The following is a 12,609-nucleotide window of genomic DNA, read 5'->3' on the forward strand; positions in this document are numbered from 1 at the left end:
AAACATATCGTTTAATCAGGGCTATAATTCATGTTTAGGGTTTTCGTTTGACAATTTACCAATTTTATGCAAAAAACATTCGGTTCCTACGGAACCGCCATTTTTTAATATTAATTATATTTCTACACACATTGCGTTCCTACGGAACGGCTAAAAATACTCTCCAACTCTACAATTCTCCAACCATTTTCTGTCTCACTGCTTCATAAAGAATCGCTCCACAAGCTACAGAAACGTTCAGGGACTGTGTTTTTCCAGTGATTGGCAATTTTATTTTTTCATCAGCATGATGCATTACTTCTTTAGAAATTCCTGTTTCTTCATTTCCCATTACGATGGCGCAAGGTTCTGAAAAATGAGCGTCATAAATCATTTTTTCTGCCTTTTCAGTGGCTGCAAAAACGGTAACTCCTGATTGCTGAAGAAAATCTACTACGTGAGCCAAATTATTTTCTTTGCAGATTTTTACATTGTAAAGTGCACCCGCCGAAGTTTTAATCGCATCAGAATTGATAGGAGCAGCTCCTTTGTCTGGAATTACAATTGCGTCTATTCCTACACATTCTGCAGTTCTGGCAATCGCTCCGAAATTTCTTACATCTGTCAATCTATCCAAAATCAATAAAAACGGAACTTTTCCTTCTTCAAAAATCTGTGGCAACAAATCCTCGATTTTATAAAACGGAATTTCTGAGATAAATGCTACTACACCTTGGTGATTTTTTCTGGTAAAACGATTCAGTTTTTCTACCGGAACCGTGTTTGGTCTGATGTTATGTTTTTTCAGTAATTTTTTTAATTCCGAATAAATCTCACCTTGTAAACCACCTTGCACAAAAATTTTGTCGATGGTTTTCCCAGCTTCTATCGCTTCCATTACAGGTCTCAAACCGAAAATGAAATCTTCGGTTTTTTGTTCCGAGTTACGAGATTCGTGTTCCGAGTTTCTATTGTCAAAACGAGGTTTTCTGTCGAAATTTTTTGGACCAAAACTTCTTCTTTCGCCTGAGCTATATTTTTTATTAAATTCTCCCAATTTTTTGATTTTTAAAATTTATTAAACTTGCTTTTAACAAGTCTTGCTTTTAACAAGTCTTACTTTTACTTGGTTATTTTTACTTGGCTCTTAGAACTGCTCTCCTGCTAAAGCACGTTTTTGAGCCATTGCGTATCCAAAATGTAAACTTTCGTGCATATTGTTGAAAATAATTGCATCTTGAATATTTTTTAAATCAATTCCAAAACTTGTAGAATAAGCAGTGTAATCTGGGAAAAAATCATCGTCATAATCTTTCATCAGAATTTTAGAAGTTTCGATAAGTAGGAAACCTAAATCTTCCACTTCAGATTCAGAAACATCCAGATTGGGAAGCGTGCCTTTTTTGTAAGTATCTACCCAATATTTGTCTATTCTAAAAGGATTTCCGCTTAAATAATAACACAAAAGTTGCTGAGTAGCTACGCAATGTGCAATATTCCAATAAATATTATTGTTAAAACCATCTGGAATGGTCAACATGTCTTTGTGAGACGTATTTTGTAAAATATTAAGAAGGTTTTTTCTTACTGCTCTATGATTTTGAAAATGAGTATTCATTTAAAATTGATTTTAATCTCCAAAAATACTGAAAAAGGCTGGAAGTTTGATGCTTGATGCGGGAAGTTTTTGGAAATTTTAAGAAAACTTCAAACATCCAACTTCTAGCATCCAACATTTTAACAAACTTTAACCAAAATTTGGCATTAATTGTGTTGCCAATTCCTTGAAAATCGTGAAATTTACAGTCTAATTTTTCAAAAAATTATGCAAGAACTTAATCAAGCCGAAGATATTAAACAACTCACCGAAAAAGTAAAAGAACAGAACGTTTATTTTTCACTTTTGAAAAAGGAAATTAACAGAGCAATTATCGGACAAGAATACATGGTAGACAGACTTTTAATTGGTCTGTTAGGAAATGGTCATGTTTTGCTGGAAGGTGTTCCTGGTTTGGCAAAAACTTTAGCCATCAAAACCCTTTCAGAAGCGGTTCATGGAGCGTTTTCTAGAATTCAGTTTACGCCAGATTTATTGCCTGCAGACGTTATCGGTACGCAGATTTATAATGTGAAAGAAAACGATTTTTCCATCAAAAAAGGTCCTGTTTTTGCAAATTTTGTTTTGGCGGATGAAATCAATCGTGCTCCAGCAAAAGTGCAATCTGCACTTTTGGAAGTCATGCAAGAAAAACAAGTGACGATTGGTGATGAAACTATGAAATTGCCAACACCGTTTTTGGTTTTAGCGACGCAAAACCCAATTGACCAAGAAGGAACTTATCTTTTGCCAGAAGCACAAACCGACCGTTTTATGCTGAAATGCAAAATTGATTATCCTGAATTTGAGGAAGAAAGACAAGTCATGAGAATGGTTTCTACTTCGGATATTCCACAAATAAAACCCGTGATTTCTTTGGAGCAAATTGTAGAAGCCAAGAAAATCATTAATCAAATTTATCTAGACGAAAAAATTGAGAAATATATTCTTGATATGGTTTTTTCGACCAGATTTCCAGAGAAATATGGACTTTCTGAACTGAAAAATTACATAAGTTTCGGTGCGTCACCTAGAGCTTCTATTAATTTGGCGATTGCTTCACGAGCTTATGCTTTCTTGAAAGGTAGAGCTTTTGTAATTCCTGAAGATGTGAAAGCGATTGCGAAAGATGTTTTACGTCACAGAATTGGTCTTAGCTTCGAGGCGGAAGCAGAAGATGTAGATGCAGACGCAATTGTAGAAAAAATTTTAGGCAAAGTTTCTGCTCCGTAAAATGATACGAGTTTCGAGTTTCGAGATACGAGTTGTATTTCGTGAAATCTCGTAACACGTAACTTACAACACGTAACTCTTATGCAAATAAAAGATATTGTAAAAAAAGTAAAACAAATAGAAATCCGTACTCGAAAGAGAACGGAAAATACTTTGATGGGGCAATATCACAGTGCTTTTAAAGGTCAAGGAATGGCTTTTGCAGAAGTTCGTCCGTATCAATTTGGAGATGATATCAGAAGAATTGATTGGAACAAAACCGCACGTTTCAAAGAACCTTACGTAAAAGTGATGGAAGAAGAACGTGAACTCACCATGATGATTTTGGTAGACATTTCTGCCTCTATGAATTATGGGACAAAAATTCAACTGAAAAGAGAATTGGTGGCAGAAATTTCGGCAAGTTTAGGATTTTCGGCGGCAGGAAATAATGATAAAGTAGGTCTGATTTTGTTTGCGGATAAAGTGTATAAAGTTATTCCGCCACAGAAAGGTAGAAAACATATTTTAGCCATAATTTCTACGATTTTGACCGCAGATTATGTGCAGGCAGAAACCAATATAGATGCGGCTTTAGAATATATGATGCATGTTTTTAAAAAGAAATCTCTAGCGTTTCTTTTTTCTGATTTTGCAGATGAATTTGACGAAAAATTATTGAAAATCGCTTCCAAAAAACATCAATTACTAGGTTTGAGAGTTTTTGACGAAAAAGACAATGAAATTCCAGATGTAGGTTATGCTTTTTTCAGAGATATAGAAACAGGAAAACAAATTTGGGTAAATACGTCTAACCAAAGATGGCGTTACAATTATGCAGAAGCTCAGAAACAAAAAATAAGACACCTGAGAGAAGCTTTTGAGAAAAGTTCTGCAAGTTTTGTAGAAGTGAAAGCAGAGGAAGATTATACCAAGGTTTTGTATAATTATTTTCAGAAAAAATAGAAAATAGCAATTAATGAAGAAAAATTTTTTAAAAATTTTCAATCAATATATAGACCGACAACTCGATAAAGTTTCGCCAAATCTAAAAAGGTTCAAATGGCCTTTTGTTGCTTTTGGAGTGATTAAAAAATTGGCTTTGTTGTTTATTTTTGTTGCTCAATGTTTTTCTGCACAGACGCTTTCTTCTAATTTGTCTAAAGAAAAAATTGCGCTAGGCGAAAAAGCAACCTTTCGAGTAACCATCAATGGTTTAGGAGGAAAAGATGTGATTTCTAAACCTAAAAATGAGCTCTTGCCTTTTCATTTAGAAGAAACAAAAGACGAAATCAACAAAACATACGATCAATACACCAGAACTGTAGAATTTCAGGTTTTTGAGGAAGGGAAATTTTCCATTCCAGAACTTGAATTTTCGATAAATGGAGCAGAAACCATCAAAACGATTCCTTACGAAATTACGGTTTATAATCCTGTGAATGCAGATGATCAAATCAACGATATTATGAACAATAAGCAAGTTGATTTGGGTTTCAGTGATTATTGGGAAATGTATAAATGGTATATTTTAGGAGGTTTGGTGATTTTTACTTCCCTGTTTTTATTTTTAAGTTTCTTCAAAAATGGCGTTTTCAGAAATTCTGGAAAAGAGAAAAGTCCGATTCATAAAACATTACAAGATCTAAAAAATCTAGAAAAGAAGAAATACGCAGAAAAAGGCAATTACAGAATGTTTTATGTAGAATTGATAGACATAACCAGAGCTTTTTTGGTAAAACAATATCATATTCCTGCAGATGTTTTGTTGACCGATGATTTAATCGATGTGATGAAACATACCAATAAAATTTCGCCAGAGAATGAAAAAATAGTGGAAGAGGTTTTTCTGAGAGGAGATTTGGTGAAATTTGCCAAAATTCTTCCGAATCAAGAATTGATGGAGCGTGATTTTTTAGAGATTTATGAATTTGTAGAACGTTCGGTTACAGATATTGAAGCAGAACATTTAAGAGAAGTGCATTAAGATGAATTTTGAGATAGACAGTCCATATTTTTTATTGCTATTTTTGCTTTTTATTCCGCTTTTGATAAGGGATTTTAGCAAGAAGAAAAATTCGGGAATTAATGTTCCGACTACCCAAAATATGTCTATAGCAGGAAGTTTTTCTTGGGTTCAAAAATTTTTACAATTTTCTAAATACATCATTATTTCTGCGCTGATTATTGCTTTGGCTAGACCTAGAACTTACACCATTTTTAGCGATAGAGACGAAACCAAAGGCATTGACATTTTCTTAGCGATTGACATTTCGCCCAGTATGTTGGCCAAAGATTTAGAGCCTGATAGAATTACAGCTTTGAAAAAAATAGCAACGGATTTTGTCAAAAAAAGGGAAGGCGATAGAATAGGAATTGTGGAATATTGGGGAGAAGGAATTACAAAAGTTCCGCTCACTTCTGACCATCAAGTGGTTTTAGATGAAATTAGAGACATGAGTCCGAGTGAAGAACTTACGGGAACAGCGATTGGAGAAGGACTTTCTGTAGCGGTTAATCATTTGAAAGACAGTAAATCAAAGTCTAAAATCATTATTTTAATGACTGATGGCGTAAATACGGTTCCGAATGCGATGCCACCACAGTTTGCAGGTGAATTGGCAAAATCCTACGGAATTAAAGTGTACACGATAGGAATCGGAACGAATGGTTTTGCGTTATTTCCGCAGATTACATCTTTTGGGATACAATTTTTCGAACAAGAAGTACAGATTGATGAAGCTACGCTTTCTGAAATTGCGACTTTAACAGGTGGAAAATATTACAGAGCTACTTCTAATACGAGTTTAGAAAATGTATATAACGAGATTAACTCTTTAGAAAAATCGAAAATTAAGACCAATAAAATTTACAATTACGAAGAATATTTCAGGGTTTTTCTTTGGATTGCCTTGGTGTTTTTAATAATAGATGCAGTTTTAAGATGGAGAATTTTCAGGATTTTTAATTAAAAAATAGAAATGAATTTTAGTCTAGGAAATATTTGGTATTTATTGTTGTTATTGCTTTTGCCAGTAATAGCATGGCTTCTTTTTGGTTTCAAAAAATGGAAATCAGAAAGGAGAAATATTTTTGCTGAAGCTCAATTTCAAGAAGATTTATTTCCGAAAGATCATCAATTTTCTAAATTTTTCCCAGTTTTATATTTGTTGGCTTTCGTTTTTTTGATTTTAGCAATGGTAGATTTTTTGGGAGGAAAAGAAGAGATGAAAATCCAACAAAAAGTAAATTCTGTGATTTTTTTGCTAGATGTTTCTAACTCTATGAACGCACAAGATGTGCAACCTTCTCGATTAGAACAAGCCAAAAACATTTTGATCAATACCATACAAAATTTGGGCGATGACAAAGTAGGAATCGTAGTTTTTGCAGGAGATGCACAATCTATAATGCCTTTGACTACAGATTATTCTGCCGCCGAAACGTATATTGGAGCGATAGAAACCACTACGATTGGGAAACAAGGGACAGATTTTCTAAAAGCAATAGAAGTAGCCACAGAAAAATTTAAAAATGTTCCGAAAGGTGCTAGAAAAATCGTTTTAATTAGTGATGGCGAAGATAATGAAGGAAATGACAAAGCGGCGATAGATGAAGCATTGAGACAAGGAATAACCATCAATTCTGTAGGAATAGGAAAAGACGATGGAGCGCCAATTCCTATTTATGAATTTGGGCAATTAATGGGCTATAAAACAGATGCTCTCGGCGAGACGATTATTACCAAAAGACAAACAGAAGCATTGATGTCTCTCGCTTTTGATACTAATGGCGAATATGTGGACGGAAATGATATGGAAGCAGCGGTGAATAAAATTGTTTTACAACTCAGAAACCAAAAAGGAGCTTCGGAAACATTGGTAAATACACAATCTGCGGTGCATTATTACCAATGGTTTTTGGGCGTTTCGCTTTTTATATTTGTCATTATTTTTCTTTTTAATCCTAAAAAAGATTTCAATTTTTAAAAATGAAAACTTTAGAAAACGCAAAACCTTGAATTTTAGTCTCAAAAAACTACTTTTTTATCAATTATTTAACATTTCTAGGATTTAATTTTAAGAATTAAAGCGATATTTTTGTACCAACAAATGTTGATAAAGTTTTTTGTACATATTAGCTTATTTTTTCTTGGTCTCTTTAATGTTAAGGCCCAAGAAAGTTTAAACACCCTAATCTTCAGAGGAAACCGAAGCTTCGACAAACAAAAGTATGGCGAAGCTACTTCTACATTTTCGGAAGCGGTGAAAAAAAATGAAAAAGATTTTGGTGCGCATTATAATTTGGGCAATTCTTTGTATAAAATAAAAAAGTACGACGAAGCGATTGCCGAATATCAAAAAGCACAAAAAAATACCAATAATAAAGATGAAAAAGCAGCTTCTTATTACAACGAAGGAAATGCTCATCTTCAAAATGGTGATGGCGAAAAAGCAGTTAATGCTTATAAGAATGCTTTGAAATTCGATCCAGATAATGAAGCGATTTTAAAAAATTTACAAATTGCAAAGAAGAAGCAAAAGCAAAAAGACAATAAACAAAATCAACAAAACCAACAGCAAAATCAACAAAATAACCAAAATAAAAACCAAGATAATAATCAAAATCAGCAAGGAGATCAAAATCAAGAAAATAAAAATAACAATACCAAAAATCAACCGAAAGGTAATATAGGCGATCAAAATAAAGGAAAAGGAAATCAAGGAGCGGAAAAACAAAATCAGAAAAATGAGCCGCAGAATCCTAATGACCCAAATAAAATCCCTAAAGATTTGCAAAAATTAATTCTGCAAAGAAGTGCAAATCAAGAAAGAGAAACCGCCAAAAAATTACTCAATAAAAATGGTTACTATTCACCAGAAAGCAATACAAAAGACTGGTAATTAATGCAAAAAGTTCTCAACATATTATTTTTTGTAATGTCTGCAATTTCTTACGGACAAGTTACCGTTTTGACTGATGTCAATACCAAAGAACCGAAGCAAAATGAACCCGTTGTTCTCACCATTGTACAAGAAGTGGTAGGCGAAAACATGGAACAGCAGAGTCCCCTTCGTCTTCCTGATTTATCAAAATTCGATATTGTAGGAAGTGCTTCCGAACAAAATACTTTCATTGACCAAAAAAGAGGAATTAGAGTAAACCAAATCATTTATCAATTATATCTTCAGCCAAAAGTTACGGGAAAAGTGAAAATTGGCTCGGCTTTACTTACCGTAAATGGTAAAATTTATAAATCAGAACCTTTTGATATTTTGGTGAAAGAAACGTCACGAGCTGAAACCGAATATCTTTCTAAAGATGTGTATCTGAATGTAGAAGTTCAAGACAAGGAAGTTTATGAAAATCAGCCAACTGTAGCGGTTTTGAGAGCTTATAGCAAGAATTATGATAATTTCAGAAAATTAGAAAATATAAAATTTCCGCAACAAAATAACGCGAGAATTAAGCCTATCAGTTACAAAAAACAAGACATAGAAAATGTAAATGGCGAAATGGCTTCGCAAGTAATTGCTATGTTTATTATTTTTCCAGAAGAAGCGGGTAATGTAGAAATAGAGCCAGTTTCGGCAATGGTGAAAACGCCAGAAATCAGTAAAATTGTTTCGAATAAGGTTAAAATTAATGTAAAAACTTTGCCGAAAGATTCTCCAGAGAATTTTAAAAATGCGGTAGGGAAATTTCATGTTTCCATTAAAGAAATAGCAAAAACAGAACCTCTGGAAGTAAACAAACCGATTGACGTTTTGGTGAAAATTTCAGGTTTAGGAAATTTAGACGAAGATAAATTGCCGAAATTAATAGAATCTAAAGATTATACTTTTTTCAAACCTCAGATTATAAGCAAATTATCTACCAATAAAGAAGGAGTGAAAGGTTCAATTACTGCAAAATATGTGGTGATTCCTAAGCATGAAGGGAAAATCAATATTTCTACTGAACCGTTTTCGTTTTTCAATCCAGAACTGAATCAGTACATTGATTTGGGTGTGAAAAGTATTGTGTTGAATGTACTAAATTCAGCTCAAATTGCAGCGCAGAAATCAACTATTGATATTGTGGATGATTATACTGCCAATGTTTTAAATAGCGTTCCTTTGCCTGTTATCGAAAAAGAAAAACATACACAGTCTTACCGTTTTAATTTTAAAAATTTATTTTTTGGTTTGGCAGTGCTTGTAATGGGAACTTTCCTTTTCTTCTTGTGGATTAGACCAAAGAAAAAAGCTTTGGTTACTGTTGAAAATAAACCAATAACTACCATTAGAGAAGAAGAAGAAAAAATTAAAAATCTTCTAAAACCAGGCTTTGAAGCGAATTTAGAATATATGAAAACGCTTTTGTCTAACAGAGACTATTCAGCATTTTTTGCTACTTATGAAGAGTTGCAACAAGATGCAGAACAGCATATTCAGCAAAAATTTGGAATGGGATTGAAAGCATTTTTAGAAAATTACAAAGGTTCTCAGTTCACCGAAGATTTCAGAAATCTAGAACAACAAATTTCAATAGAAAAATACTCGCCTATTCATGACGACTCTCATTTAGAAGAGCTTTACAACTCTATAACTGCGATGTATTCTGAAATTATGGAATAATAAAAGTATTTCATACTTTTGTGAAAATAATAAAAAAATCACACTATGTTAGAATCGTTTTCTTTTAAAGAAACCTTGACTTGTTTTATGGTTTTGTTTGCAGTAATCGATATTTTAGGTTCGGTTCCTATTATTGTTTCTCTTAGAAAGCAATTCGGGCATATTGATGCAGAAAGAGCATCGATTGTTTCTGGAGCATTGATGATTGTTTTTCTTTTTGTAGGAAAAGAAATGCTAAAATTCATCGGGATAGACGTGAATTCGTTTGCAATTGCGGGAGCTTTGGTTATTTTTATTATTGCTTTGGAAATGATTTTGGGAATAGAAATTCACAAAGTAGAAAACGTGAAGGCTGCTTCTATCGTTCCGATTGCGTTTCCTTTAGTAGCCGGAGCTGGAACATTGACGACTACCTTATCACTTCGTGCAGAATTTCATGTAGTGAATATAATTTTAGGGATTTTGCTCAATACCATTTTGGTTTACATCGTTCTAAAATCTGCCAATTTCTTAGAAGAAAAAATAGGAGATGCTACGCTGATGATTTTCAAAAAAGTTTTTGGAATTATCCTTTTAGCGATTTCTATTAAATTATTTACCGCTAACTTTGCGCAGTTATTTTCTACTTACGTACAATTTTAAAATTATCAATATTAAATCATAAATCTCATACCAATGACAACGTTTTACAAAGTTTTTTTAGTGCTTTTTATTATATTTTTAGGAGTTAATCTTTATGCAATCGACTGGAATTTAGGTTTTATGCATTCAGAAAACAATAAATTCTTATTCTCTATAGTCGCATCTATTATAGGAATTTTAGTTACTCTGGTTATGAACACTTGGAAAAAACTTTCGCAGAAAAATAGTTAATGAAAAATCCGCTTCTAGAAGCGGATTTTTTTATTGTAAATGATGAAGAATAGCTTGAGATTTCAGTTCGGTTTCTCGCCATTCTTTTTCTGGCGAAGAAAGTGCCGTAATTCCGCCACCTGCAAAAGCGATTACTTGATTTTTGTAAATTTTTGCACATCTAAGATTCACAAAGCAATAAATTTCTTCCTCGGTTTCTATTTTAATGTAACCTGCGTAAAATTCACGGTTATATTGTTCAATTTCTATAATTTTTTCTTTGCAAAATTCCTTCGGAATTCCACAAACTGCGGGAGTAGGATGGAGTTCTTCAATTAATTCTTCAAGTCTATTATCTTCGATTTTTGCAGTGAAATCAGTTCTTAGATGTTTAATATTCCCAGAAATATGATTATAAGTTTCAGACTCTTCGACCTCGCTCAGAGTGACATATTTTTTTAAAATTTCAGAAATATAATGGGTGACAGGCTTTTGTTCTTCAATTTCTTTTTCGCTCCATTCTGCATCTACTGGAAGAGTTCCTGCCAAACTCATGGTGAAAAACTCATGTGTTTTTTTATTGAATTTTCCTAAAATTTCTGGTGTTGCACCGATCCAAATTTCTTCATCAGAAATAAGCAGATAACAAAGCGTATTTGGGTATTTTTTGCATAGCAGTTGGTAGGTTTCTTCTAAATTGATAGAAGAAATTTCTTTAGCAATAGGTCTAGAAATAACAAGTTTTGGCAAGTTATTTTGCTTGATAATTTCAATCGCTTTTTCTAATTTTTGGAGATATTCTTCATGCTGAGGAATATTTAGTTCAGCATTATTTTCAGGAAAATTTTCTACCTCAAAAAAAGAAGATTTGAGTTCTTCTGAAGTACAAACTTCTAGATTTTCTGCTTGTAAATGAATGGTTTTCCCATTGGTAAAAGGAAAAAAAGAAGCCACATTTCTTGCAGCTTCATGATGATGTATTAGGATAAACTTTTCTTCAAAAGGCAATCTAAAAATAGCTTTCATTACTTTTCTATTTTTCGGTTAATCACCATATTCGTCATCGTAGAATGACACAGTAAACTTCCGTTTTCGTCTTTTATTTCTATTTCTAAAAAATGGAGGGTTTGTCCTTTTCTAATCATTCTAGCCGTTCCAGTAACGGTTCCTTCGGTTTTACTTTTGAGATGATTAGAATTGATATTGGTTCCTACAGCAGCTTTTCCTTCGTGTGCTACCAAAATATTAGAAAGACATGAGCCTAAACTTTCTGCAAATGCAATGTTAGCACCACCATGCAATAAACCTAATGGCTGATGAACTCTAGAGTTTACGGGCATAGTTCCCACCAAATAATCGTCTCCCAAATCGGTGAAAACGATTTCTAAAGTTTCCATTAAAGTGTTTTTATTCCAAAGGTTGAGCTGTGCTAATTTTTCTTCGTTGGTCATCATAAAAATTCAACTTTTAGATTAGTAGATTTTTGGATTCCACTTTTCTGGATATTTTGGAGTGATTTTTTTGTAATATTCTTGTAATTCTTCCATGATGCTTTCGTAGCTTCTGGTTTCTAAATCTTCTACAGAAATCATTTTACCAAGATGAATTTGTTTTGTTCTAAAATCTCCTGCTGCAATTACAATAGGTACTTTTGCTTCAATTGCCATATTATAGAAACCTTTTCTCCATTTTGGCACCCAACTTCTGGTTCCTTCTGGTGTAATGACTAAAGAAAAATTATCTTTTTTAAATTCGTTTACTACAAATTGAACTAAATTATTTCTTTGGCTTCTATCGATTCCAACTCCTCCCAATGCTTTTACGATAAAACCGTACCAAGCCTTTGTGTGAGCATCTTTTATGATAACTTTTAGTTTCTTATCAAGAACCCAATAAGCTAGATTTCCAAGAATGTATTCATCATTAGCAGTGTGTGGAGCTACGACTAAAACGCAACGGTCTAAATTGCTTGCGGGACCTTCTAACACAATCTTCCAACCCCAAACCCAAAGGATAAACTTTGCGATAATTTTCTTAATAAATTTCATATATTTCTCTTTAAAAAACAAAACAAGTAACCTTAGCAAAAAGGTTACTTGCAAATATAATTATTTTATAGATTATAATCTTTCTAAAATAGACTGCTGATGAACTCCATTATTTTCATCACGATTTCTAAGACAAATTGTATCATAATTTCAAGTGTTTTTTGTTTGTTTTATGTGAGTTTCATTCACTTAGCGAAGGTAATAATTATTTTTAATTTTAAAATATTTTAAATGTTAAAATTTTATAAAATATCTTTTCACTTCGGCTACTTAGTTTCTAGTGTAGGGTTGCGGAAGTTTC

At 32.9% G+C, this 12,609-nt stretch carries 14 protein-coding genes; 9 read left to right on the plus strand and 5 right to left on the minus strand.

What is annotated here, in order from left to right; translation table 11 throughout:
- Nucleotides 1-169: 169 nt before the first annotated feature.
- Together rlmB and C3729_RS06395 are read right to left on the minus strand one after the other, a co-directional pair.
- Nucleotides 170-898 (minus strand): 23S rRNA (guanosine(2251)-2'-O)-methyltransferase RlmB, encoded by a 729-nt coding sequence (gene rlmB, locus C3729_RS06390; RefSeq protein WP_260204493.1) that lies wholly within the window; start codon nucleotides 896-898, stop codon nucleotides 170-172.
- A 228-nt stretch (nucleotides 899-1,126) separates the two neighbouring features.
- Complete coding sequence (locus C3729_RS06395; protein ID WP_104793394.1) at nucleotides 1,127-1,597, minus strand: DinB family protein; 471 nt, start codon at nucleotides 1,595-1,597, stop codon at nucleotides 1,127-1,129.
- Nucleotides 1,598-1,804: 207 nt separating this feature from the next.
- Between C3729_RS06395 and C3729_RS06400 the strand changes: the two genes are divergently transcribed.
- From C3729_RS06400 to C3729_RS06440, 9 genes are all read left to right on the plus strand, one after another.
- A complete protein-coding gene (locus C3729_RS06400; protein WP_104793395.1) occupies nucleotides 1,805-2,809 on the plus strand; it encodes an AAA family ATPase in 1,005 nt (334 codons plus the stop codon).
- Between the two features lie 81 nt (nucleotides 2,810-2,890).
- Nucleotides 2,891-3,754, plus strand: coding sequence for a DUF58 domain-containing protein (locus tag C3729_RS06405; protein WP_104793396.1), 864 nt, complete (start codon nucleotides 2,891-2,893; stop codon nucleotides 3,752-3,754).
- A 121-nt stretch (nucleotides 3,755-3,875) separates the two neighbouring features.
- Nucleotides 3,876-4,775, plus strand: a complete 900-nt coding sequence (locus C3729_RS06410) for a BatD family protein (RefSeq protein WP_411266652.1) — start codon at nucleotides 3,876-3,878, stop codon at nucleotides 4,773-4,775.
- Between the two features lies 1 nt (nucleotide 4,776).
- Nucleotides 4,777-5,760, plus strand: coding sequence for a VWA domain-containing protein (locus tag C3729_RS06415; RefSeq protein WP_104793397.1), 984 nt, complete (start codon nucleotides 4,777-4,779; stop codon nucleotides 5,758-5,760).
- 9 nt (nucleotides 5,761-5,769) lie between these two features.
- Nucleotides 5,770-6,777: a vWA domain-containing protein gene (locus C3729_RS06420; RefSeq protein ID WP_104793398.1), complete on the plus strand. Its 1,008-nt coding sequence runs from the start codon at nucleotides 5,770-5,772 to the stop codon at nucleotides 6,775-6,777.
- 123 nt (nucleotides 6,778-6,900) lie between these two features.
- On the plus strand, nucleotides 6,901-7,692 hold the full coding sequence (locus C3729_RS06425) for a tetratricopeptide repeat protein (protein WP_104793399.1): 792 nt from the start codon (nucleotides 6,901-6,903) through the stop codon (nucleotides 7,690-7,692).
- A gap of 3 nt (nucleotides 7,693-7,695) precedes the next feature.
- Nucleotides 7,696-9,408 (plus strand): BatD family protein, encoded by a 1,713-nt coding sequence (locus tag C3729_RS06430; protein WP_104793400.1) that lies wholly within the window; start codon nucleotides 7,696-7,698, stop codon nucleotides 9,406-9,408.
- A 45-nt stretch (nucleotides 9,409-9,453) separates the two neighbouring features.
- Complete coding sequence (locus C3729_RS06435; protein ID WP_104793401.1) at nucleotides 9,454-10,050, plus strand: MarC family protein; 597 nt, start codon at nucleotides 9,454-9,456, stop codon at nucleotides 10,048-10,050.
- Nucleotides 10,051-10,083: 33 nt separating this feature from the next.
- Entirely contained in the window at nucleotides 10,084-10,281 is a 198-nt protein-coding gene (locus tag C3729_RS06440) for a hypothetical protein (RefSeq protein ID WP_069797026.1), read from the plus strand.
- Nucleotides 10,282-10,311: 30 nt separating this feature from the next.
- Here C3729_RS06440 and C3729_RS06445 read toward each other — a convergent pair whose 3' ends face one another.
- From C3729_RS06445 to C3729_RS06455, 3 genes are read right to left on the minus strand one after another with little or no spacing between them, the layout of a single operon-like run.
- On the minus strand, nucleotides 10,312-11,286 hold the full coding sequence (locus C3729_RS06445; RefSeq protein WP_104793402.1) for a chorismate-binding protein: 975 nt from the start codon (nucleotides 11,284-11,286) through the stop codon (nucleotides 10,312-10,314).
- Nucleotides 11,286-11,711: a PaaI family thioesterase gene (locus C3729_RS06450; RefSeq protein ID WP_104793403.1), complete on the minus strand. Its 426-nt coding sequence runs from the start codon at nucleotides 11,709-11,711 to the stop codon at nucleotides 11,286-11,288. The genes C3729_RS06445 and C3729_RS06450 overlap by 1 nt, the downstream gene beginning before the upstream one ends.
- Nucleotides 11,712-11,732: 21 nt before the next feature.
- Nucleotides 11,733-12,299, minus strand: a complete 567-nt coding sequence (locus C3729_RS06455) for a 1-acyl-sn-glycerol-3-phosphate acyltransferase (protein ID WP_104793621.1) — start codon at nucleotides 12,297-12,299, stop codon at nucleotides 11,733-11,735.
- Between the last annotated feature and the right edge of the window lie 310 nt (nucleotides 12,300-12,609).

Source organism: Cloacibacterium normanense (assembly GCF_002943105.1).
Lineage (GTDB): Bacteria > Bacteroidota > Bacteroidia > Flavobacteriales > Weeksellaceae > Cloacibacterium.

Coding starts and splice junctions, on each gene's coding strand:
- C3729_RS06440 (WP_069797026.1), top strand. CDS start 10,084: ATGACAACGTTTTACAAAGTTTTTTTAGTGCTTTTTATTATATTTTTA.
- C3729_RS06450 (WP_104793403.1), bottom strand. CDS start 11,711: ATGACCAACGAAGAAAAATTAGCACAGCTCAACCTTTGGAATAAAAAC.
- C3729_RS06425 (WP_104793399.1), top strand. CDS start 6,901: ATGTTGATAAAGTTTTTTGTACATATTAGCTTATTTTTTCTTGGTCTC.
- C3729_RS06445 (WP_104793402.1), bottom strand. CDS start 11,286: ATGAAAGCTATTTTTAGATTGCCTTTTGAAGAAAAGTTTATCCTAATA.
- C3729_RS06415 (WP_104793397.1), top strand. CDS start 4,777: ATGAATTTTGAGATAGACAGTCCATATTTTTTATTGCTATTTTTGCTT.
- C3729_RS06435 (WP_104793401.1), top strand. CDS start 9,454: ATGTTAGAATCGTTTTCTTTTAAAGAAACCTTGACTTGTTTTATGGTT.
- C3729_RS06405 (WP_104793396.1), top strand. CDS start 2,891: ATGCAAATAAAAGATATTGTAAAAAAAGTAAAACAAATAGAAATCCGT.
- C3729_RS06395 (WP_104793394.1), bottom strand. CDS start 1,597: ATGAATACTCATTTTCAAAATCATAGAGCAGTAAGAAAAAACCTTCTT.
- C3729_RS06400 (WP_104793395.1), top strand. CDS start 1,805: ATGCAAGAACTTAATCAAGCCGAAGATATTAAACAACTCACCGAAAAA.
- C3729_RS06420 (WP_104793398.1), top strand. CDS start 5,770: ATGAATTTTAGTCTAGGAAATATTTGGTATTTATTGTTGTTATTGCTT.
- C3729_RS06430 (WP_104793400.1), top strand. CDS start 7,696: ATGCAAAAAGTTCTCAACATATTATTTTTTGTAATGTCTGCAATTTCT.